Annotated in this window: 16 protein-coding genes and 1 pseudogene; 15 read left to right on the top strand and 2 right to left on the bottom strand. The window is 37.7% G+C overall.

All coding sequences use genetic code 11. The features are described from left to right. The first annotated feature begins 26 nt into the window (after nt 1-26). The 11 genes and pseudogenes from sucC to EGV92_RS14200 all read left to right on the top strand — a co-directional run. The gene (gene sucC / locus EGV92_RS07360) at nt 27-1,193 is read left to right on the top strand and encodes an ADP-forming succinate--CoA ligase subunit beta (protein ID WP_131668564.1); all 1,167 of its coding nucleotides are present in this window, start codon (nt 27-29) and stop codon (nt 1,191-1,193) included. 94 nt (nt 1,194-1,287) lie between these two features. Beyond that, the gene (gene sucD / locus EGV92_RS07355; RefSeq protein WP_131668563.1) at nt 1,288-2,163 is read left to right on the top strand and encodes a succinate--CoA ligase subunit alpha; all 876 of its coding nucleotides are present in this window, start codon (nt 1,288-1,290) and stop codon (nt 2,161-2,163) included. A 103-nt stretch (nt 2,164-2,266) separates the two neighbouring features. Next, a complete protein-coding gene (gene galE, locus EGV92_RS07350; protein WP_131668562.1) occupies nt 2,267-3,304 on the top strand; it encodes a UDP-glucose 4-epimerase GalE in 1,038 nt (345 codons plus the stop codon). A 48-nt stretch (nt 3,305-3,352) separates the two neighbouring features. Further along, on the top strand, nt 3,353-4,828 hold the full coding sequence (locus EGV92_RS07345) for a hypothetical protein (protein WP_131668561.1): 1,476 nt from the start codon (nt 3,353-3,355) through the stop codon (nt 4,826-4,828). 361 nt (nt 4,829-5,189) lie between these two features. Then, entirely contained in the window at nt 5,190-6,116 is a 927-nt protein-coding gene (locus EGV92_RS07340) for an SMP-30/gluconolactonase/LRE family protein (RefSeq protein WP_131668560.1), read from the top strand. Next, the gene (locus EGV92_RS07335) at nt 6,110-7,015 is read left to right on the top strand and encodes a glycosyltransferase family 2 protein (RefSeq protein ID WP_131668559.1); all 906 of its coding nucleotides are present in this window, start codon (nt 6,110-6,112) and stop codon (nt 7,013-7,015) included. Before EGV92_RS07340 ends, EGV92_RS07335 begins: the two co-directional genes overlap by 7 nt. After that, nucleotides 7,008-7,709, top strand: coding sequence for an acylneuraminate cytidylyltransferase family protein (locus EGV92_RS07330; RefSeq protein ID WP_131668558.1), 702 nt, complete (start codon nt 7,008-7,010; stop codon nt 7,707-7,709). Before EGV92_RS07335 ends, EGV92_RS07330 begins: the two co-directional genes overlap by 8 nt. A 10-nt stretch (nt 7,710-7,719) precedes the next feature. Continuing rightward, nucleotides 7,720-8,670, top strand: a complete 951-nt coding sequence (locus EGV92_RS07325) for a phosphoglycerate dehydrogenase (protein WP_207401753.1) — start codon at nt 7,720-7,722, stop codon at nt 8,668-8,670. Then, complete coding sequence (locus EGV92_RS07320; RefSeq protein WP_131668557.1) at nt 8,663-9,424, top strand: SDR family NAD(P)-dependent oxidoreductase; 762 nt, start codon at nt 8,663-8,665, stop codon at nt 9,422-9,424. The genes EGV92_RS07325 and EGV92_RS07320 overlap by 8 nt, the downstream gene beginning before the upstream one ends. 1 nt (nt 9,425) lies before the next feature. Continuing rightward, the gene (locus EGV92_RS07315) at nt 9,426-11,855 is read left to right on the top strand and encodes a glycosyltransferase family 2 protein (RefSeq protein WP_165525581.1); all 2,430 of its coding nucleotides are present in this window, start codon (nt 9,426-9,428) and stop codon (nt 11,853-11,855) included. Between the two features lie 83 nt (nt 11,856-11,938). Further along, nucleotides 11,939-12,118, top strand: a pseudogene (locus EGV92_RS14200) (IS630 transposase-related protein); the annotation flags it as partial. 905 nt (nt 12,119-13,023) lie between these two features. Here EGV92_RS14200 and EGV92_RS14090 read toward each other — a convergent pair. After that, a complete protein-coding gene (locus tag EGV92_RS14090) occupies nt 13,024-13,260 on the bottom strand; it encodes a transposase (protein ID WP_207401752.1) in 237 nt (78 codons plus the stop codon). Between the two features lie 1,071 nt (nt 13,261-14,331). Here EGV92_RS14090 and EGV92_RS07300 point away from each other — a divergent pair. The 4 genes from EGV92_RS07300 to EGV92_RS07285 all read left to right on the top strand — a co-directional run bounded on the left by EGV92_RS07300 (nt 14,332) and on the right by EGV92_RS07285 (nt 20,809). Further along, nucleotides 14,332-16,521 carry a galactosyltransferase-related protein gene (locus tag EGV92_RS07300; protein ID WP_165525580.1) on the top strand — a complete coding sequence of 730 codons (2,190 nt, stop codon included), beginning with the start codon at nt 14,332-14,334 and terminating at the stop codon, nt 16,519-16,521. 100 nt (nt 16,522-16,621) lie between these two features. Beyond that, the gene (locus tag EGV92_RS07295) at nt 16,622-17,509 is read left to right on the top strand and encodes a UTP--glucose-1-phosphate uridylyltransferase (protein WP_131668554.1); all 888 of its coding nucleotides are present in this window, start codon (nt 16,622-16,624) and stop codon (nt 17,507-17,509) included. Next, entirely contained in the window at nt 17,509-19,251 is a 1,743-nt protein-coding gene (pgi, locus tag EGV92_RS07290) for a glucose-6-phosphate isomerase (protein WP_131668553.1), read from the top strand. Before EGV92_RS07295 ends, pgi begins: the two co-directional genes overlap by 1 nt. An 88-nt stretch (nt 19,252-19,339) precedes the next feature. Beyond that, nucleotides 19,340-20,809, top strand: a complete 1,470-nt coding sequence (locus tag EGV92_RS07285; protein ID WP_242678648.1) for a UDP-glucose/GDP-mannose dehydrogenase family protein — start codon at nt 19,340-19,342, stop codon at nt 20,807-20,809. A 119-nt stretch (nt 20,810-20,928) separates the two neighbouring features. Here EGV92_RS07285 and EGV92_RS07280 read toward each other — a convergent pair whose 3' ends face one another. Further along, nucleotides 20,929-22,368 carry a phosphohexomutase domain-containing protein gene (locus EGV92_RS07280; RefSeq protein WP_131668552.1) on the bottom strand — a complete coding sequence of 480 codons (1,440 nt, stop codon included), beginning with the start codon at nt 22,366-22,368 and terminating at the stop codon, nt 20,929-20,931. Nucleotides 22,369-22,616: the final 248 nt, after the last annotated feature.

Genomic DNA, 22,616 nt, shown 5'->3' with positions numbered 1-22,616 from the left:
GAGTACTAACAACAAGGACTTATTCAATGAATTTACATGAATACCAAGCAAAACTATTATTAGAAAGCTATGGCTTACCTATTCAAAAAGGGATTATTGCTCATAATGGCGATGAAGCCGCAGCAGCATTTGACAAAACGCCAACGGACATGGCGGTCATCAAAGCGCAGGTTCATGCCGGCGGCCGTGGTAAAGCAGGCGGCGTAAAAATCGCTAAGACTCGTGAAGAAGCTAAGCAAATCGCAGAAGAATTAATCGGTAAAAACTTAGTGACTTACCAGACTGATGCTGAAGGTCAGCCAGTCAACTTCGTATTAGTCGCAGAAGACATGTATCCTGTACAGAATGAATTGTACCTTGGTGCAGTTGTCGATCGTTCATCTCGCCGCATTACCTTCATGGCCTCTACAGAAGGTGGTGTTGAGATTGAAAAGGTAGCAGAAGAAACACCAGAGAAGATCTTCAATGTTACAGTTGACCCATTGGTCGGTCTTCAGCCTTATCAAGCTCGCGAAATGGGCTTCAAACTTGGTCTAGAAGGCAAACAGATCAATCAATTCGTTAAATTGATGACTGGCGCTTATAAAGCCTTTATCGAAAATGATATCGAAATGATTGAAATCAACCCGCTGGCCATTCGTGAAAACGGTGAGCTTGCTTGTGTTGATGGCAAAATCGGTATCGACTCAAATGCCTTATTCCGTCAAGCTAAAATCGCTGATCTTCGTGACAAATCACAAGAAAACGAGCGTGAGCTAAAAGCCTCTGAATTTGACCTAAACTACGTCGCTCTAGAAGGTAACATCGGCTGTATGGTCAATGGTGCTGGTCTTGCAATGGCCACCATGGACATCATCAAGCTCTATGGCGGTAAACCAGCTAACTTCCTAGATGTAGGCGGCGGAGCAACTAAAGATCGCGTTGTTGAAGCGTTCAAAATCATCCTAGAAGACAGTAGTGTTGAAGGGGTGTTGATCAACATCTTCGGTGGTATCGTTCGCTGCGACATGATCGCTGAAGCTATTATCGCTGCGGTCAAAGAAGTTGACGTTCAAGTTCCTGTGGTCGTCCGTCTAGAAGGTAACAACGCTGAGAAAGGCGCACAACTACTAGAAGAATCAGACGTGAAGATCATCTCGGCTCAAGGCCTATCAGACGCCGCCCAAAAAATCGTTGATGCTGTAAAAGCGTAAACTATAGCGGTTTTAACAGTCTTGCAAAATATTGATTGCAGAATATATAAGCCCTAGCCGCTAGTCAGGCAGGGCAACCAATTAGGAGTTATAAATGAGTGTATTAATTGATAAAGACACCAAAGTATTGGTGCAGGGATTCACTGGTAAAAACGGTACGTTTCACTCTGAGCAAGCGATTGAATACGGCACTAAGATCGTCGGCGGTGTGACCCCAGGTAAAGGCGGTCAAACGCACCTAGGCCTTCCTGTCTTCAATACCATGGCAGAAGCTATGGAAGCCACTCAAGCGGACGCTACTGTTATCTATGTACCAGCACCATTTGTACTAGATTCAATCGTTGAAGCAGTAGACGCGGGCGTTAAGCTTGTCGTGGTCATCACTGAAGGTGTACCAACGCTAGATATGCTAAAAGCCAAACGCTACATTGAGCAAGCGGGCGACGTGAAAATGGTCGGTCCAAACTGCCCAGGCGTCATCACACCAGGTCAGTGCAAAATCGGTATTATGCCAGGCCATATCCATCAGCCAGGTAAAGTCGGTATCATCTCACGCTCTGGTACTTTGACGTATGAAGCCGTCGCGCAGACCACTAAGCTTGGCTTTGGTCAGTCTACTTGTATCGGTATCGGTGGTGATCCAATCCCAGGCATGAACCAAATCGACTGCTTAAAACTGTTCCAAGAAGATCCACAAACTGAAGCTATCGTCTTGATCGGTGAGATCGGTGGTACAGCTGAAGAAGAAGCCGCCGCTTACATTAAAGAGCACGTTACCAAACCTGTGGTTGGTTATATCGCTGGTGTAACAGCGCCTAAAGGTAAGCGTATGGGCCATGCTGGTGCGATCATCTCTGGTGGCCAAGGTACGGCTGAAGAGAAATTTAAAGCCTTTGAAGATGCTGGCATCGCTTATACTCGCGACCCATCAAAAATCGGTGAAAAAGTTAAAGAAGTTACAGGTTGGTAGTCGTTACCTTTCTGTAATACTTAAGCAGCAATATGTCCTTGATAACTTTACAGAGACACCCCTATAATGGGGTGTTTTTTTATAACTTGACTCAAGTATACTTATGAAGAATAAAATTTTAGTCACTGGCGGTGTTGGTTATATTGGCTCTCACACCTGTATCGAACTTATTAACGCTGGTTTCGACATTGTTGTCTATGACAATTTATCCAATAGTAGTATTGAGGCATTACATCGTGTAGAGAGTATTGTGGGTCAAAGTATTGAATTTATTGAAGGGGATATATTAGATTATTCCTTATTGGACCACGTATTTAAGACTTATGAATTCTTTGCCGTTATTCATTTTGCAGGTCTCAAAGCAGTAGGTGAGTCCGTCGCAAAACCGCTACTATATTATAAGAATAATGTGACTGGCACGCTTAACTTGCTAGAAGTCATGCAACGATACAGTGTCAAAAATTTTGTTTTTTCTTCCTCAGCTACTGTCTATGGTGATCCTGAAACCCTTCCTATTGTAGAGACTGCTCCTAGGTCTTGTACTAATCCTTATGGTCAATCAAAGCTAACCGTTGAATATATATTAGAAGACCTAGCACAGTCAGATCCAACTTGGAATATAGTAAGCTTGCGCTACTTTAATCCTGTTGGCGCTCATAAGTCTGGTCTTATCGGTGAAGACCCTAATGATATTCCTAATAATTTGATGCCATATATCAGTCAAGTTGCTGTTGGGAAGCTCAAGCAGTTAAGCATATTCGGCAACGACTATGACACTGTAGATGGGACAGGGGTACGCGACTTTATTCATGTTGTAGATTTAGCTAATGGTCATGTTGCTGCATTAGACTATTTAGTCAATCATCAAGCTATTGGCTTTCTCCCTATCAACCTTGGTACTGGGAAAGGAACATCAGTATTAGAATTAGTTCATGCGTTTATTGAGTCTACAGGCGTAGATGTGCCTTATCAATTTGTAGATAGAAGACCTGGAGATGTCGCAAGTTGTTATGCCAGTGCTGCTTTTGCAAAAGAGCTGCTAAACTGGAGTGCAGATCTTAATATCGTCGATATGTGCCGTGATACTTGGCAATGGCAAAGTAAGAATCCTAAGGGTTATACTAGCGAGTCATTCTCTTAAATTGGTAATATTGTTTTATATAATCTCAGTCTTAAACAAGAGTTATTTATGAGTATTTTTATCCAAGTAGGTCATCGTTCGTCTTATTCAAAAGTGTTGATGGAGAAGATGTACGAAAGAGGGCTTAGCCAGCCAGTCAATAGTTATACACATCAACTCACTTGCGATCAAGTTACTGAGACCTTAGATAAAGTATTGTCTAAGGGGTCAGAATCAGGTGCTAATCATAAGTTAGCAGATAATATCATAGTGGATTTATTGTTGGCTAATTTAGACTTAGAAAACTGGGGGTGGGAGTCAGAAAAGAATTTATCTGCTTTAAGCTATTGGAAGCAAATAGAAGTACAAGCAAATTTTATATTAATATTTGATCACCCTAAATATGTATTGCAAAATATTAAAAGCGCCTCACTATCAGATATTGTTAGTATTATGGAAGAATGGACTCAATATCATCAGGATTTATTGACATTTTATGAGGATAATGAAGATTGCTTACTTGTGGAAGGTATAGGGGCATTTAAATACTTTTCTAAGCTCAAAGATAATTTAATAGAAAGAGAACCTACCTTACTATTAAAAAGTGGCTGGCAAATTCCAACGACGTCTACCTCTTTGGAATTAGATGATATTCTTGATCCATTGTTAAAATTAATTATTGAAGAGTTGTTGAAATATTTTCCGAAGGCTATTCAAGTTTATAATAAGTTATTAGAAAAATCTTTTATCAAATCAAGCAATCCAATTTATAAGTCTAAAAAGCCACTTTTAGAGGATTTAGTCACCTCCTTAATTAGTGTCCATTCCAATAAAAATACAATCGTTGAAGAGCTCAATACTATTAAAGAAGACAACATAAATTTAAATAATAAAATAAATGAATTAAGTAAAAATCTTAATCAACAAATAGACATAAACGAGCAGATTAAAAATGAGCTATTGTCTAAAAAGAGTGAAATTGTAGAGATTGAGAAGGAATTAAGCTCAAAATCTACTCAAAAATCTAACGATGTAATACTAGAACAGGAAAATATAGATTTAAAACATGAAAATGAAATAGTAATTAAACAGATGCATCAATTACAAGAAGAGCTAGAGAGGTATTATATTGGAGATAAGAATTTAGAAGATAAAAAAAATGATGAGTTAAACTCTTTGGACTCTGCACAATCTGAAGTTAGAAAATATTATGGTGCTGCAGAAAGAGTTAAACAAGATCTTCCTTATCGACTAGGTTCAACAATAGTAAAGCACTCAAAATCTCCTGAAAAGTTAGTGAAATTACCTTTTGAGTTAGCTAAAGAATACTATCTATTTTTTAATAATAATAGTAAAAATCTACCTGAATTAGATGAATATACAGATGTTTATGAGGCAGAGAAAATAAAAAATCACTTATCATATAGACTGGGTAAGATATTAGTAGATAGTATGCAATCACCTACTGAGCTTCTCACTATGCCATTCAAACTTAGTAGAGAGTCGATTAATTTTAAAAGAAAGCAATTTAAGATAAGAGCATAGTGTTAAAGATCCTATTAATAAATATTGTCTCTAATATATTTAGGTAATTTAAAAAGGTTGCAGTGATGTTGGGAAGAAATTTATAAGTACTCTGTTTGCGTAGATATAGCAAGCTAGAGAAGTCTACCTCAGTATCACGCTTGACTCATATAGTCAATCCTGTTCAGAATCGGTACATCGCGAGGCACTAATATAGAATTTCTAGTTAGATATTCTGATGCACTTAAGGTGAGCGTCAGCTTATATCCATGACTCTGAGTTAAGTCTTGAGTGGCTTGATGATACGTATCTTTTTTATTTTCATCTGACTATTTAAGAGTGATACGAAAGCTATTGGTTAAATAATAGAGGTAAATTAATTATGGCTATGTTGAAAAAAAAAATAGTCGGAGTGCATTTCGATCAAGAAGTTTCTAAAAATTTATATGAAGTTTCTCCCTTATTACATGAATTAGGCGAGAGTCCACTTTGGAACAATAGTCTTCAAACCCTATTTTGGGTTGATATACTGGCTGATAGACTTTATTCAAAAAATAGCATTAGTAATGAGATTAGCTTTTGGGATATGCCTCACACAGTTACTGCTATTGCTACTGATAAAACATTTAAAAATATTTTATGGCTGATCTCTGAAAGTGCGCTAGTAAGATTTAATGTTTTGACAGGTGAGTATGTGACAATGTTAAAGTTCAAATTAGATAAGGGTTACAGAACTAATGATGGTCACGTAGGACCAGATGGTAAGTTTTGGTTTGGCACAATGAAACGTCAACCAGACTTAGGTAGAGGTCAGGTATATACGATTGATAAATCGGGAGAATTAAATCTAATTATTGACGGTATTTCTATTCCTAATACTTTTTGTTGGTTGAATAATAGTAAATTAGTTATTTCAGATTCTTTAACTCAGAGAAGCATGATTTGGGAAGATTTTAATAAATTAAACCATAGACGAGATTTTATAAATTTATCTAATACATTAGGAACTCCTGATGGAGGAGCTGTTGATGAAACAGGAAATATCTGGATTGCGTTCTGGGGTTTAGGTAAGATTGCTTGTGTCTCGCCCGAAGGTGAGCAACTTCAGGAAATACATTTACCTGTTTCTCAACCTTCGAGCTGTTGTTTCGGCGGCATTAATAACGATGTATTATTTATAACTACTGCAAGAGAGGGGTTAACTTCAATTGAGATAGAGAAGTATCCACATTCTGGTAAAGTTTTTTATGTGAAGCTTTCAGCAAGAGGAATACCTTTGAAGGATTTTAGTTTGGAGTTAGTATGTTAGCAAGTATAGTAATCCGTACTTATAATGAAGAAAAATATCTTGACCAGCTATTGACGCTATTATTTTCACAGAAGTGTGAGCTTATAGATATGGAGGTTGTGATTGTCGACTCTGGATCTACTGACGCTACGCTAACAATTGCAAAAAAATATCCTTGTCGTATAACTTATATCAAAAAATCAGAGTTTACATATGGGAGGTCTTTAAACGTTGGTTGTAAATTTGCTAAAGGTGATTTTTTAGTTTTTATTAGTGGTCATTGTTTGCCTGTTAACAGTAGCTGGTTAGATGAGCTTGTAAAGCCACTTATCGAAAATAAAGCAAGTTATAGCTATGGTAGGCAAGAAGGAAAAGATACTACCAAGTTTTCAGAATATCAGCATTTTGATAAATATTTTCCAACCTACGATAAAATACCACAGAAAGGTTATTTTTGTAATAATGCTAACTCAGCTATAAAAAGAGAAGCATGGGAGGTATTTAAATTTAATGAACAACTTACAGGTCTTGAGGATATGTACTTAGCGAAACAATTAAAGGAAGCAGCTTATGATATAGCTTATGTTTCTCGTGCTTCTGTATATCATATTCATGATGAAAATTGGAAACAAGTACGGAATAGGTATGAGAGAGAGGCTTATGCATTGAGGCATATTATGCCAGAGTTGCATTTTACGAAAAAAGATTTTTTACGATATTTTATGGCAAGTGTTCTTTCTGACTCCTCAATTGCGATTAAAGAGAAAGTTTTTTGGAGTAAGCTTCCTGAAGTTGTAATGTTTAGACTAATGCACTATTTGGGTACTTATAAAGGCAATCATGAGACACGTAAGCTCTCTTCAAAAATGAAACACCATTATTTTTACCCAAAAGACATAGAGAAAGACTATTATGAATAAAAAAATTGTTGCTCTTCTTCCAATGAAAGCTAATAGTACAAGAGTTAGAGGGAAAAATTTTAAAGATTTTTGCGGTAAGCCTTTATTTAGATGGATATTAGATAGTTTATTAGCACTCGATGAAATTGACTTAGTTGTTATCAATACTGATGCGAAGGATATTCTAGTAGAGAACGGATTAGGATATACTGAACGAGTTTTAATCCGAGATCGTAAACCAGAAATTTGTGGGGATGATGTCTCTATGAATCTAGTATTAGCAGACGACGTAGCAAATATTGATGCAGATATTTATTTAATGACTCATACTACTAATCCTCTTTTAAGCTCTCAAACTATCAGAAAAGCTATACATCAGTTCTCAACTGCTCAAGATAATGGGGAAGCTGATTCCCTATTTACTGTAAATAAACTTCAAACTCGCCTTTATAGAGAAGACTGTTCTGCCATTAATCATGACCCTAATAACCTTATTCCTACTCAAAACCTAGAACCATGGTACGAAGAAAACTCTAATCTATATCTATTTGATAGAACTAGTTTTAATCAGACTAATGCCAGAATTGGTAAAAAGCCTAAGATGATGGTTACACCTGCTCTAGAGTCTTCTGATATTGATACACTAGATGATTGGGAAAAAGCAGTAATGGCTGCACAGTACTTAATACATAAAGGCTTAATTAATAACAAGTAAGGAATGGAATATGAAAAAAGTTTTGGTTACATGCCCCCCAATGTTGGGTATGTTAGAGGAGTTTATAGGACCTGCAGAGGAATTGGAATTAGAACTTCATGCCGCTAAAACTGCGCAAGTACTATCGGAAGCAGAGTTAATTAAGTTGCTTCCAGAATATGATGGATGGATTATTGGCGATGACCCTGCTACCTACAGTGTGTTTAGCAAAGCTCAATCTGGTAAATTACGCGCAGCAGTAAAATGGGGTATAGGAATTGATAATGTTGATTTTGAAGCCTGTAAGACGTTAGGTATACCAATTACTAACACTCCTAATATGTTTGGTTCGGAAGTAGCCGATGTGGCAATAGCATTAATGATAGGCTTAGCAAGACAAACATATTATATAGATCGTGAGATCCGTCAAGGCTTTAACTGGCCTAAACCAGCAGGTATGAGTATAAGTGGCAAAAAAATAGGTATTGTTGGTTTCGGCGATATAGGCTTTAATACTGCTAAGCGCTTAATGGGGTTTGATGTTTCAGTCACGGCTTACGATCCTAGTATTGAAGGAAATAAGGGGCTTGAATATGTGACGCGTAAAACTTGGCCAGAAGGAATAGATGAGTTGGATTTTTTAATTTTAACTTGTGCATTGAATAAAAATAACTATCACATGCTAAATAAAGATACGCTTAAATTAATGAAGAAAGGTAGTCAGATAGTCAATGTCGCTCGAGGACCTCTTATTGATGAGGTAGCATTAATTGAAGCGTTACAATCTGACCATATTACAGCAGCAGCTTTGGATGTTTTTGAAGTAGAGCCATTACCAAACGATTCTGCCCTACGCTCTATGCCTCATTGTATTTTTGGCTCTCACAATGGTTCAAATACCGTTGAAGGTGTTAGACGAGCCAGTTACAAGGCATTAGAAGAATTATCTAAGTTTTTTAAAGAGTTGGATAAAAATGATTAAGCCACGTTATGCCCTTATTACGGGTGCCAATGGTGGAATTGGTAAAGCTTTATGTACTGCTTTTAGTGATGAAGGTTACCATGTTATTGCTACTGATAAACAGGATGCAGCTTGCTCAGATTTAGATTTTAAAAAGTATATAGTTTTAAACTTGTCTGATTATGTCAATAATGAACAGTATGCTGCTAATAAGAATTTAGAGATATCCGAAGCACTACCAAGCCATCAATTACATTGTTTACTAAACAATGCAGCCATACAAATACTTGGCAGTGTTAACTCTCTTACTAGATCTGACTGGCATACAACACTCAACGTAAACCTGCAAGCTCCTTTCTTTCTAACACAGTCATTGTTACCACAATTAGAGAATGCTAAAGGCTCGGTAGTTAATATCAGCAGTATTCATGCAAAACTTACTAAACCAAATTTTGTTGCTTATGCAACTAGTAAGGCGGCGTTGTCTGCTTTAACTAGGTCAATGGCGGTTGATTTAGGGCCTCGAGTTAGGGTTAATGCAATTGAACCTGCGGCAGTCGCAACAGATATGCTAAAAGCTGGGTTTAATGGTAAGCCTGAGCTTTTAACACGACTAGAAAACTATCATCCAGTTAAAAGAATTGGTGAACCACATGAAATCTCTCAACTTGCGGTTTTTTTAGCTAGTGATAAATCAAAATTTATCCAAGGTAGTTGTATTGATATTAGTGGAAGTATTAGCAACTCCTTGCATGATCCTATTTTCGAGGCATAGAATGACTCCAAAAGTTACAGTTGTAATACCAATGTATAATTCACAATCTTTTATTCAAAGTACACTTTTATCAATACAAAATCAGACTATGCATAATTTTGAATGTATAGTAGTAAATGACTCTTCTACTGATGATAGTGTTGGTATATTTAAAAAGTATTTTTCTAGTGACAAAAGATTTCATTTAATCTCATTAAGGGCTAATTCAGGAGCTTGTACAGCTCGTAACGTTGGGTTAAGACGCGCTAAAGGTAAATTTATTTGTTTTTTAGATGCAGATGACCTAATGATGAAGGAGTCTTTAGAGTATAGAGTATCTACTTTAGAACAGATTCATGATGACTTGATTATAGGTACTTATTGTGGATCCGAGACTATTTCGGAAGATATTATGGAGCCTCCTAAGAAAAGTGAGTTCAAATCTTCTAAATATAAAGACTTTGTAACATCAGGTGGAGCTTGTCCTTTTAATTCAAATCAACCAATGTTTATAACTGAGCTGTTAAAAAAAACAGGTGGATTTGATGAAAAATTAGAGCAACAAGGTGAAGATTATGAGTACTGGATAAGAATATTACGTTTAGGATATTATTTTATACTCACTCCTTATAAACTTGTATGCTATAGAAATAGGCGTGGAAGTACGGTTAGGCAGAATGTACTGAACCATTTAGATGTTTCATACAGATGGCAGAAGGAAGTCTATGAAGACTATTCAGAGAAAGACTATGCCTTCCTGTATGACAAACCCTTATCCTTTTACAAGTTGCAATTCGATGTAGCAAACAGGGTTTTTGAGTTTATTGGAATGGCTTTGGCATCGGGTAAAAATGAAATTGATTTAGTAGATATTCTAATAGAGAAATTACCTAGTTATAAGCTTTTTTTATATAGATATAGAAACGCTCAAGATATTATTATGAGAGGTGTAAAACGACAAAAAATTGATATAAATGACGTTTCATATTATGAAGAGAAGGTTAAGTCGGTATTACAATTGTATGACAAGAAAATTAAGAATCTTTCTTTACCAATAAATAGCGGCTGTAACGATATGTGGCTTTCTCGTAACTATAAAGTCAGATATAATCCTAAGTTGGTTTTCTTGCCTCATAAGGACTATCATGTTTGGACAATAAGTCTATTAGAAGGTATTTTAATTGATAGTGGTATTGACTATGAAGTAGTTGATTTAAGTTGTCATTATCGAGATGAAAGAGTAAGGGAAAAAGCAAAAGAGCTCGATATTAATCTAATAGGTTATTCTAATTGGATTCTATCCCAGAGCCCCACTGATCTCATAGTAAGTTTCAATGATTGGGATCCAATTGTGAGGTCGATAATTAAATGCGCACAATTTTCTGGAATTTGTACAGCTACTATTGTTGAGGGAATTCAAGACTACCTAGATGCTGATACCGGACAAGAAAGACACGCTTATAGGTGTAGTGATTATGTATTTTTACCTGGCAATTTTGATAAAAAATACTTCGCTGATAGTTCTCAAAATCTTTCTGTAATGGGTTTGCCGAGAGTTCAAAAAATCTATAACGATTATAAAAATAAAGTAGCCAATAAACGTTCAGAAAAAAAAGTTTTAGTTAACTGTAATTTTAGTTATGGAGTTTTAGAAGATAAAAGAGATTTATGGCTCAAAGATGTTATTGAGGCATGTATTAATGTAGGTTTAGAACCAGTAATATCTAGGCATCCAGCTGATAAAGGTCAACTATATCCTGAATATGTTACTAAAGGCTCCTTTTATGAAGAGTTAGATAAATGTAAATTTTATGTCTCTAGGTTTGCATCTGGAGTTTTAGAGGCATTAGCAGCGGGATTAAAAGTAATATATTATAACCCTAATATTGAAAAGGTGGATAAGTTTATGAATCCACGGGGAGCATATAGTTTATGTATAAATAAAAAGGAATTAAAAGAGGCTCTGACTAATAAAAATACGAAATATAATCGTGATCTAATTGAAAGGTTTCTAGTAGATCATTGTGGAGATCTGTCATTAATTGATACTAGTAAATTAGTAGAGTTAGCAAAGTTATCTGAATCAACCTACAATGAATGGAAGAAATTCAAAGAGATACATCAGGTTCTTGATATTAGGACAGGTTGCTTCAATAATATTAAAGTCCTTAGAGAGAACTTGGCGGCTTCATACTCAACGGGAGAAGTACAAAATAATGACTTAGTTAGTTTTTTAAAACTTGAGGATACTAAGTTTGTAGGAAAATTGAGTTCAGAAACTGATTCAATGTTACGAGAAGCAAACAGACTATATAGAATTGGAAAATTTAAGGAAGCCAAAGTGATCTTTGAAGATCTAATTGATAGTTCTGAATTCTACGATTTTTTGAAAATAAATATATACCTATGTGAAAAGCAACTGGAAAAATATACATATAGTCAGTCCACTTAAGAACCGGCACGATCCATCCAAACTATCAGCAGCATATTTAAGATTATGACTTCCCCAAATATTCTTCGTAAAAAGTCTTAGAATCACTTAAGCAGGGAGTGAATATCCGTAAGGCTGCCAAGCTCTACAGTATCAGCCCAACGACAATAGCCAATTGGAAGAAAGATATCAGTATTAAACTAGCTAATAGGTCTTCACGTAAAATAGCTGATGAAGCGCTTAAACAAGATATTATCGGTTATCCTGACGATTACTATTATTAAAGAGCTGCTCTACTTGTTTGTAGTAAATCTGGGGTAGGGCTTGCCATTAAACGGCTTGGCTATACCCGTAAAAAAAGCCTTGAATATCCTAAAGCAAGCTGGCTTAAACGATTAGAATGTCAACTAAAGTTTGAGTATTATAAACGTTAGGGTTACTATATTGTTTATATGGAAGAGAGTGGCTTTGAGAAAGAAGTATTACGAGCTTTTGGCTACACCCCCTCAAGATCTACCCTGTATTGACAAGTACAATTGGCAACAAAAGCGTACAACCAATTTCATTGATTTGCTATTGACTAGTTCAAAACAAACGTCAATTGGAAGACAGTTTACCATTGGTTTAAACACACCTTGATTCTTAAGCTCAATCGAAAATGTGTCATCGTGATGGATAGTCCCAGCTTTCATAAGTCACAGTGAATTAGAAAATTACTGAATCGTCACGGATATTGAGCGCTATGGCTACCATCTTACAGCTCCGATTTAAATCCTATTGAAAAGAAATAGGCAAAGGTAATAAAGTTAAGATAAGACTGGTTAAAACATGATCTAAATCGGTTATTCAATAATCTCTGTTGTTACAGTTTTAAGGTAGATTGACTATAGGAGTTACGCAGATCTAGATACTTGGTGATTATTAATCGTTTATTTTTTTGGCTGAACAGTAACGCATATACTGTGATAATAATCTTCAGTTGCCTATACGAGTTAAAATAACGTTATTCTGGGTAGGTCCTAATGCATTATGACTATCAGTAATATGTCTTTGAGATAGCTGCGTAAGCTCATGCCAAGCTATTTAGGTAATAATGACTCGTTGTACGTTAAGTCAAAGATACATTTTGGGCCGTTTGACTTTTTACTAGGGAGTGTTGGCAATTAACGTAAATGTATAAAGGTAGCTGCTAAATAGGGATTAGAAGTAAACGATTCATCTGTTTTTTAGCACGCATGGCAACTTTCTTAGGGTCTTTAAGCTTACAAAACAAGTTCTCGATTAAATGACGCCACTTGTATATCTCTTTATCAAAATCTTGTTGCTTTAAACGAGATTGTTTAGGGGGTATGACAGCTTTACTACCATGAGCTTCTAAATCAAGTAGTAACCAATCCGCATCAAAGGCTCTGTCGGCAAGTAACATCCCAAATTATTTATATTTACTCAAGAGTTTAATACCAGCAATATCGTGCTGTTGTCTCTTTAATAGAGTAAAATCAACAAGATTACCTAACGCCTAAACCATCGCCATGATTTTTGTCGTCATGCCACCTCTGGATTTGCCGATTGCCTGACGACCCCCCTCCTTTTGCAACCTGTCCATGACGATGGACTTTGGCTATTGTGCCATTAATCATGGCATACTCTAAGTCTGTTTCATTTAGGGCGTTAAATATGTGGCTAAACCTGTCACTTTCTACCCATCTGCGGTAACGTTTATAGATACTGTTCGATTTACCAAATTCAAGAGGCAGGTCTTACCATGGCTACCTGTGCGTATAATCAATAGACCAGTTTTGATATATAGTCTGTTATCTACCGCTGTTCTGCCTCGGTCACTATCTTTACTTGCATGATACGGTGTAATTTTTGCCCATTAGGCATCACTTAATGTAATCTAACCATATGGATACGATTACCAAATATTTCCTACATGTCAACACACCCTAATAGAATGACGTGGTAATTTGATTAAATACGATGTAAGAATAGTCCTGAGTATATCAGTCATGATCTGAAGAACTATGCAGATCAGCAAGGTATAGCCACTGAATACAGTGAACCTGACAATACTTAATAAAATAGACATGTAGAGCGCTTTTACAAAACTGTGTGATACGACTAGCTGAATCAAGAGTTGTTTGAGAGTTGAGATCAAGTAAGAAAACAGGACTATAATACCGAGAAACCCGATATGGGTAATGGTAGCTTTACGTCTATTCAGAAACTTAATATGGGAGCTTAATTCTACTTATTTAATGTTTTGAATTTGGGGGTATTTCCAAACTAGGGTTCAAAAAGGACTGATCATGAAGTCTCTAAAACTGGTGTTATTAGAGTATTATCGTCAGGTTACTTGATTACAATCTCCCAAGTTTAAATCTACGGATTTGACAGCATAGATCATTTAGTGAAGTGATGTTTCTTTGCTAAAGAGGCTAAGGTTAATTATCAAATTCTATTAATAATGAGGCGTCTTAGATTGGTTATTGATATGAATAATTGCAAATATCGAAAATATAAATTTACAGTTGATATTGTTATTCCAGTACGAGATCGTGCTGAATATGATGTTATTGAAAGGTTAAAGCTTAGAAAGAATTATAACTTTCCTGATAACTTTAACATCTTTTTGGTTGATTATGGCTCAATAGTTTCAGTATCAAATCAACTGAAGGAGATTTGTCTAAGTGAGGGATATCATTATTTTTACGTGGATACTCACTCAAAGTTGTTTAATCTTGCACATGCTCGCAATATTGCGATATTAAATTCACAAGCCGATTATCTAATTTTTGAAGACATTGACTTAATATCTCATCATAACTTCTATATATGGATTAACCAACAAATTCAGTCTATGATTATTGAGAGACACTATCCATTACTAGTTGTACCTGTTGTATATCTCTCTCAAATATATTCAAAAATATTATATCAGCCTTTAAGTAGTTCAATATATGATAATATTGTTTCAGAAATATTTGACCCAAGTTCTAAAATGGTTGATTTTTTTGCTGCTGCATCTTCCCACATTATATGTTCAAGAGAAACTTCTAAATTCATTGGAGGGTTTGATGAAATTTTTGAAGGTTGGGGCTTTGAGGATTCTGATTTTGAATTAAGATTTTTAAACCACTCCAATGTGACCAAGCCTAGAGACTTTTTTAAGTATGATAGTAGGCCTTACTCAGAACAGATACAATGGAGTGGGTGGAAGGTATTATTTAGAGTTTTTTCTGATGTATTAGCGTACAAGGGGGTTTATAGCTTTCATATCTGGCACCCAAAGCCAAAACATCGTTCAACAGATATTATATCTAAAAACCGCCAGATATTTAATGATAATAGTAAGAGGTATTCGAAGTTTCCGAATAGAATTTACCCATTACATGATATAAGTAAGCCAACAGATTTGTTTTTAACTGATAACCCACTTTACTTTAATATTAGCTTGTTTCATTATTTTAGTAACCCCTTAATAATTGATGAAAAAAATATAGTAGTTAATGATATATATAGTTTAATAATGAAGTACTCTATTAAAAGTGTGGTTTTTAATGATTTATATGAAAATACTAAAAGTGAGGAATTATACTTTGAGTTTGAAAGAAACGGAGTTAGAACTTACTTGATGGGTAAGGGAGCGTTGCCAAACTCTATGTATGTGACTTCATCTGATTATATTAAAAAAATAAAGTGTTTTACTAGCCAACACTGGGAAAATATTGTTTCTGAGAAGCAAATAAAAGAAACTTATAAATATATTAATAATTATAAATTGAATTGCATTCAAGGTGGGTCTAGTGATAATGAATTGACAGCCAATAAGTTGCGAAATACAGTCTTAGCCCAGTATAATAAAAAGAAAATTTTACTATTAATTATTGATTCAAATAAAAATTATAGTGAAAATTACCCACATGCAAAAGTAATGAAGTATAATAAGTTTCTTAATGAAATTATAAAGTTGGAGGATAAGCTAATCAATTCTGAATGGTTATTGGTTTATAAAGACTTGTCTAAAGCTAATAAGAGTAACAAAAAGCTAGAAAATATAGTATGCGTTAATAGCTATGATCTCAATGGACTTATGGACGCTAGCAATCGTGTAGTTTTACTGGATAACGATGCTGGAATCTACGCAATGATATATTCGAAGCCAACATATTATTTTAGCGATGTTTTTTGCCATTTACCAGGTGTCAATATGAAAGTGCATGACGCAAATCACTTATATACTGACCTAGTGAATAATGATTTTCATTACAATAAAAATCTTGCTATTTGTTTTTTATCCTATCTTATAAATAACTATTATTCATTTTTTGTTAGTGAGAGACTTAGTGATACAGTAAATATTGTGTATAATGTTCTGAGGGTTGATGCTAAGAAAGTACATTCTAACGTAAACCCTATTTCTAATTTGAAAAATAGCTTTTTGTTTGATAGATACAGAATGGATGATTACCTTGTAAGAAATAGTACAGATAATGAAAGAGAATTTGAATATTACAAAAAGATTGACTCGGAATTAATTTCACGTAAAGTTCAAAGCATTGATAGATTAAATTACAATATAATGTCTAATAAACGTTATAATATTAAGACTAAGTTAAAAAAGTTATTAAAAAATCCTAATCAATTTTTCGCAGACTATTTTATAAAGAGGATTAATAAATAGCTTAGAATGAATGTTAGAACTTCGATCTACATACTATCCAGCTAAATTTAAGATAAGTTATTCTTAATAGAAGCGTACACTATTAATTTAGGTATAACTCATGAAAACTTCAGTTAAATACGCCATTATCCCCGTCGCAGGCTTCGGTACCAGAATGCTACCACTCTCAAAATCTGTGCCTAAAGAGCTATTACCACTTGGCAATCGTCCGGCTATTCATTACGTCGTTGAAGAGGCTATTGCTGCTGGTATCAAGCATATTGTTTTGGTTGGCCATGCGCAAAAAAGCGCGATTGAAAACTACTTTGATCTTAATGCTGAGCTTGATACCCAATTGCGCCAAAAGGGTAAAGATGGCTTGGCGGACAGTCTTAATTGGTTACCCGAAGATGTGTCCATTTCGATGATCCGTCAAGGTAAACCTTTAGGGTTAGGTCATGCGGTACTCGCCGCACAGCCAATTATTGGTGATAGCGACTTTGCAGTGTTACTGCCGGATGTAGTATTAAATCCTTTTACCACCGATATGAGTCAAGATAACTTAGCGTTTATGTTGAATGAGTTTACTGCGTCGAATCATTCGCAAATCTTAGTGAATGAGGTCGCAGATAGTGATGTGCATAAATACGGTATTGCTAAGCTAAAATCTTTTGAAGACTTAAATCAGATCCAGCCTAATAGCAAAGCCAGCTTTGGCGTTGCAGGATTTGTAGAAAAGCCTGATTTAGCAGACGCACCATCAAAGCTAGCAGTAGTCGGCCGCTATGTCTTTAGCAATCGGATATTTGATTATCTTGCTGACACCAAGCCTTCAGTCGGTGGTGAGATTCAGCTTACTGATGCTATCGATGCGCTTATCAGCACCGATGGTGTTAATGTAACGACCATGCGTGGCGATAGCTTTGATGCTGGCGATATGAGCAGCTACATGCGCGCGTTTATCTATTTTGCGGAGCAGCAGCTGAACAACGAAACGGCAGCAAGCTAATGAGCTTCTCAGTTCAGTCTCATCAATTGCCATTGCCCGATCAACTCCCTGCTTGGCAGTCTCTAAAGGTATTAGGCCAGCAGAATTGGTCAATCGATGCGCTATTCGCTAATGATCCAGCGCGGGCTCACAGTTTTTGCACTCAATCCCAAGGTATCTATTTTGACTATTCTAAGCAATGTTTAGATAGTGAGGTTATGGAAGCTTTGATTGCACTGGCGAATGAGTGCCAATTGAGCAATAAGATTAAGGCGATGTTCGCTGGGGAGAGGGTAAATAGTAGCGAATATCGTGCCGCCCTGCATACCGCTCTAAGATTACCAAAAGAGATATCGCTTGAGGTAGAGGGCAGGGAGATTGTCACTGAGATTCATGCGAGTCTTGAGCGTGCTGCTTATTTGGTCGAGCGCATTCGTAATGGCGTGTGGCGCGGCTTTTCCGGTAAGGCAATGACTGACGTGGTCAATATCGGAGTCGGTGGCTCTGATTTGGGGCCGCTGATGGCCGCCACAGCTTTGGATGAATGGGCGGATAGTGATATTAGAGTGCATTTTGTTTCGAACATGGATGGTACTCAGCTAGGGAGTTTGCTGGCTCGCCTAGATCCTGAGACCACGCTATTTATTATCTCCTCCAAGTCCTTTGGTACGGTAGATACGCTATCGAATGCTAAGACTGCTTTAGCGTGGCTACTGACGACCATGGCAAGTAAATCAGCCATCTTGCATCGTCACTTTATTGGCATCTCCGCCAATTTAGAGAAGGTCAGTGCTTGGGGTATCCATCCTGAGCATCAGCTGCAGCTTTGGGACTGGGTTGGTGGCCGCTTTTCGATGTGGTCAGCGATTGGCTTGGCAGTGGCCATTAGAATTGGTATGTCACGATTTTATGAGATGCTAGCTGGTGCGCATGCGATGGATGAGCATTTTCGTACTGCTGATTTCGGTAATAATATACCGGTATTATTAGGGCTTATCGGGGTGTGGAATAGTACCTTCTTACGCATTCATGCTCACACGGTACTGCCTTATGATGGTCGATTATGCTATTTACCCAGTTACCTTACCCAACTTGAAATGGAGAGTAACGGTAAATCAGTCACCCGTTCTGGAGAGGTCATAAGCTACCCCACCTCACCGATATTATGGGGAGAGATTGGCTCAAATGCTCAGCACGCATTCTATCAACTTCTGCATCAAGGGACGCAGCGAGTCTCTTGTGACTTCATTGCTTGCGTACGTCATTATAATGATGAGCACAGTGAGGACTTACGGCATCAGCATAATTTATCCTTGGCCAATTGTTTAGCGCAAAGCCGAGTGTTGGCTTTTGGCAATAAGGCGGTGGCCAAACCTGCGTTAGCAATAGAGAGTGAGTTGGATAAGTTTAAGCGCTATCGTGGTAATCAGCCTTCTACTACAGTGCTGCTAGATGAGCTAACACCGACTAGCTTTGGGGCGTTAATAGCCTTGTATGAGCATAAAGTCTATGTCATGGCCAGCATTTGGGATATTAATCCTTTTGATCAATGGGGGGTCGAGATGGGCAAGCAAGTTGCTAATGAAGTCTTTGAGGAATTAAGTGGAGTAAATGAGGACGATGCGTTGATGAGTCAGCGTGTCATATCTGAGCACAATCATAAAAAAGGTGCGCAAGTGGGCGATAAAGTAGGTCGTGCGCAGCTAGATGAGTCCACTCAAGGGCTATTGCAGCACATAAAATCGTATCAAGCTCTGTCATAGGCGCTGTTATCCCTATATAGATGAATAGTCAAAACTGGCGCTACTCACGATAATATCAATTATAATAGTAAGAAGGATTTAATACTTCATGAGCGCATCTGACCTATCTTCTCCAAGTATCTCTATTCAAGAGATCAATAAGGTGGCTAAGCCACCAGCTGTGTCTATGGCAGGGATGTCAAGCTGCGTCATTGTGGGTCATTCTATTGACGCGGTTACGACAGCGACAGTGTTAGCTAGTTTAGAGCAAACTGTCTATTTGTATGTCGACGAGAGTGCGTTGCAGCATACGCTAGCCACATATACTTTTGAGCATCAGCTCCAAGCCCTATGGCAGCTCTATATCAGTCAGACTCAGATTGTACTATGCCCAGTACCGAGCAGCGCTAGTGAGTTGTTTTCTCAGCTTAAGACGAATCCTGATTCTGAGTTCAAACCAAAGCCTTTAGTACGGTCATTAGAGGCAGATCTAGGGTCAATATCTGCAGATTTATCTAACAAGACCGCACTATTTTGGTTGTTTTATTCAGAGTTGCCCAGCAGCTGGACCCAGAAAACTGGCGGCACAGATGATTGGATTATTCAGTTTAATAAGGCTTCTAAAACGCCCGCCCCATTAATCTTAAGTGGTATTGATGTCTTGGGTAAGTTTGCTTCTATAGCGCGAGAATGTAACTATCCTTGGGTCTATTACGTACCTTTTGTATTCTTACAAGACGGTAAAGCTTACGCTTCTATGCTATCGCCTAAGCTATGGTTGATGGGGGAGAAAACACCAAAATCTACCCATAAGATCGCCATATTACAGCCGTTACTTTCTCAGGCGCAGCAGACTTTCATCACTGATATTGCCACTACTGAGTTTGCTCGAAGCGCCATTATGAATATGCTGGCCACCCGAGTTAGCTTCATGAATGAATGGTCAAGACTGGCGGATCATCAGCAGATAGACATTACTGAAGTGGCGATGATCATGGGGCTTGATGAGCGTATTGGTAAGAGCTATCTTAAAGCAGGTTGGGGGTTTGGTGGTCAGACGCTACCGGCGGAGATTAATGCGCTACAACAAACGCTCAGTGAGGCGCGAGTAGAGAACCGATTAATGCATGCGGTTGATCAGATTAATGATGATCAAAAAGAGCTGATATTTCGCAAGTTTTGGCAATACTTTGATGGTTGTATCGAGGGTAAGACGGTCAGTATCTGGGGGGGCAGTTATAAAGAAGGCTCGGGACGCACTTCGGCCTCTGCTATTCATCCTCTGCTTAATTTATTGTGGTCCTATGATATTACGACTCAGGTCTATGCTGGTGAGGCTCAAGGAGAGCTATTAAGCCTCTATTCTGAGCAGCCTTTGCTACAGTTTATTGCTCAACCAGAGACAGGGCTTAGTCAGTCGCAAGCTTTATTTATCCTCACTTGGACACCCTATCAGCAAGTACCAATAAGTACGATTAATGATGGCGCTCTTCCTGTATTCGATGCCCAAAATGCACTGACAAATAGTCAAATAGATATGCTTATCGGTGATTATATTGGCATTGGCCGAGGTAAATAATCACTATAAAACTCATCCCTAACCTTTGATTCATTGAAGGAAGAGACAGTCTCTGCAACAAAAAGCGGGGGCGTGCCCTAGTAAATGGCAACCCCGCGGTCTAACTCTGACTCTGCTTATCAAGCTAAAACAGCTCCTTGACCCTCAAGCCACTCTTGAATCTCATCAATTTTATCTTTTAGTAATGCTTCATCACCTTTGGTTTCAATATTGAGGCGAATTAGCGGCTCGGTATTAGAGGTGCGAAGATTAAAGCGCCAGTCACCAAATTCTAGACTTAACCCATCAAGCATCGTTTTTTCAGGATTGGCATGGGCAAATTGATGTTCAATACGTTTAATAATTTCTGGGGCCTCAATATCAGTTAGACGAAAGTTCATCTCTCCGGAGCTAGGGTAAGCTGCGATACGCTCATTGACCAGTTGAGTTAAAGATTTGCCACTGGTAGATAGCAGCTCAATAGTGAGTAGCCACGGAATCATGCCGCTATCGCAGTAAAAGAAGTCACGGAAGTAATGGTGCGCTGACATCTCACCACCGTAGATAGCACCTGACTCGCGCATTACTTGCTTGATGAAGGAGTGACCAGACTTACTGATTTGTGCCTGACCATTAGAGTCATTAATAATAGCTTCAGTGTTATAAATAACCCGGGGATCATAAACGATGGTCTCATGCGGATGTTTCTGCAAAAACGCTTGGGCTAACATACCGACCACGTAGCTACCCTCGACAAACTCCCCCTCAGCATCAAACAAAAAGCAGCGATCAAAGTCACCGTCAAAAGCGATACCTAGGTCTGCCTGATACTCGATCACCGCTTGCTGAGTAGAGTGGCGGTTCGCAAAGATCATCGGATTAGGAATCCCATTTGGGAAGCTACCATCGGGATCATGATGCAGTTTTATTATTTTTATTGGGGCGTTGGCTTCAATTAGACGTTGCTCTAGTAAGTTAACCACTGGTCCTGCACTGCCGTTGCCAGAGTTAATAACGATTTTTAGCGGCTTTAGCTTGCTAGTGTCGATAAAGCCCATTAAGTGATCGATATAAGCCGTCTTGTCAGTTTTGCTAATTAAAGTCCCTTTGGTTTTCTCGGGGGTAAACTCGCCAGACTCTGCCAGCTTTTGAATATCTGCCAGTCCAGTATCGCTACTGATTGGTCGTGAGCCTTCACGAACAAGTTTTAGGCCGTTGTAATTAATAGGGTTATGACTAGCAGTAACTTCGATACCACCAAGTGCGCTATAGTGACTGGTCGCGAAATATACCTCCTCGGTTCCAGTCATACCGAGGTCGATGACATCCACGCCACCATCCAAAATACCTTGGGCAGTCGCCTCTTTAAGCGACACACTAGAGTCCCTAATATCACAGCCAATAACAATAGCGTTGTTAAGTTGAGCAAATGAGTCACTCTTATAACGCTGCTGCGTTAGTATCTGCGCAAATGCTCGTCCAATTCGGTAGGCAATGTCTTCGTCGAGATTGACACCCAACTCTCCACGAATGTCATAGGCTTTAAAAGATGTGATGGGTCTATTAGGGAAGCAATTCATTAGCGTCTCTTAAAAGGAATGAAGGTTAATTTATGGTTGTTTTGATGTGAGTTTTGCTGCTTATTCATTATTCACGTCTCCACGCAGATACTTACAAAGTACAAAGCGGAGAGTGCTTTATCACGTATAGGATTATTTGCAGAGTTTACTTGAAATTGCTAGGCAAATCGAGGCTATCGGCTTGGATAGCCCCTAAGAAATCACTACTGGGATAAGATGTAAGCACAGTAAGTAAGAGTAAAGCGCAG

Source organism: Psychrobacter pygoscelis (genome assembly GCF_004335015.1).
Classification (GTDB): Bacteria; Pseudomonadota; Gammaproteobacteria; order Pseudomonadales; family Moraxellaceae; genus Psychrobacter; species Psychrobacter pygoscelis.
This window is presented reverse-complemented; position numbering and strand designations above follow the sequence as displayed.

What these genes read in the sequence shown, in the direction of transcription:
- EGV92_RS07320 (WP_131668557.1), top strand. Translation starts at nt 8,663, where the DNA reads ATGATTAAGCCACGTTATGCCCTTATTACGGGTGCCAATGGTGGAATT.
- sucD (WP_131668563.1), top strand. Translation starts at nt 1,288, where the DNA reads ATGAGTGTATTAATTGATAAAGACACCAAAGTATTGGTGCAGGGATTC.
- EGV92_RS07345 (WP_131668561.1), top strand. Translation starts at nt 3,353, where the DNA reads ATGAGTATTTTTATCCAAGTAGGTCATCGTTCGTCTTATTCAAAAGTG.
- EGV92_RS07295 (WP_131668554.1), top strand. Translation starts at nt 16,622, where the DNA reads ATGAAAACTTCAGTTAAATACGCCATTATCCCCGTCGCAGGCTTCGGT.
- EGV92_RS07300 (WP_165525580.1), top strand. Translation starts at nt 14,332, where the DNA reads ATGAATAATTGCAAATATCGAAAATATAAATTTACAGTTGATATTGTT.
- EGV92_RS07335 (WP_131668559.1), top strand. Translation starts at nt 6,110, where the DNA reads ATGTTAGCAAGTATAGTAATCCGTACTTATAATGAAGAAAAATATCTT.
- EGV92_RS14090 (WP_207401752.1), bottom strand. Translation starts at nt 13,260, where the DNA reads ATGTTACTTGCCGACAGAGCCTTTGATGCGGATTGGTTACTACTTGAT.
- EGV92_RS07330 (WP_131668558.1), top strand. Translation starts at nt 7,008, where the DNA reads ATGAATAAAAAAATTGTTGCTCTTCTTCCAATGAAAGCTAATAGTACA.
- EGV92_RS07285 (WP_242678648.1), top strand. Translation starts at nt 19,340, where the DNA reads ATGAGCGCATCTGACCTATCTTCTCCAAGTATCTCTATTCAAGAGATC.
- EGV92_RS07325 (WP_207401753.1), top strand. Translation starts at nt 7,720, where the DNA reads ATGAAAAAAGTTTTGGTTACATGCCCCCCAATGTTGGGTATGTTAGAG.
- EGV92_RS07280 (WP_131668552.1), bottom strand. Translation starts at nt 22,368, where the DNA reads ATGAATTGCTTCCCTAATAGACCCATCACATCTTTTAAAGCCTATGAC.
- EGV92_RS07340 (WP_131668560.1), top strand. Translation starts at nt 5,190, where the DNA reads ATGGCTATGTTGAAAAAAAAAATAGTCGGAGTGCATTTCGATCAAGAA.
- pgi (WP_131668553.1), top strand. Translation starts at nt 17,509, where the DNA reads ATGAGCTTCTCAGTTCAGTCTCATCAATTGCCATTGCCCGATCAACTC.
- sucC (WP_131668564.1), top strand. Translation starts at nt 27, where the DNA reads ATGAATTTACATGAATACCAAGCAAAACTATTATTAGAAAGCTATGGC.
- galE (WP_131668562.1), top strand. Translation starts at nt 2,267, where the DNA reads ATGAAGAATAAAATTTTAGTCACTGGCGGTGTTGGTTATATTGGCTCT.
- EGV92_RS07315 (WP_165525581.1), top strand. Translation starts at nt 9,426, where the DNA reads ATGACTCCAAAAGTTACAGTTGTAATACCAATGTATAATTCACAATCT.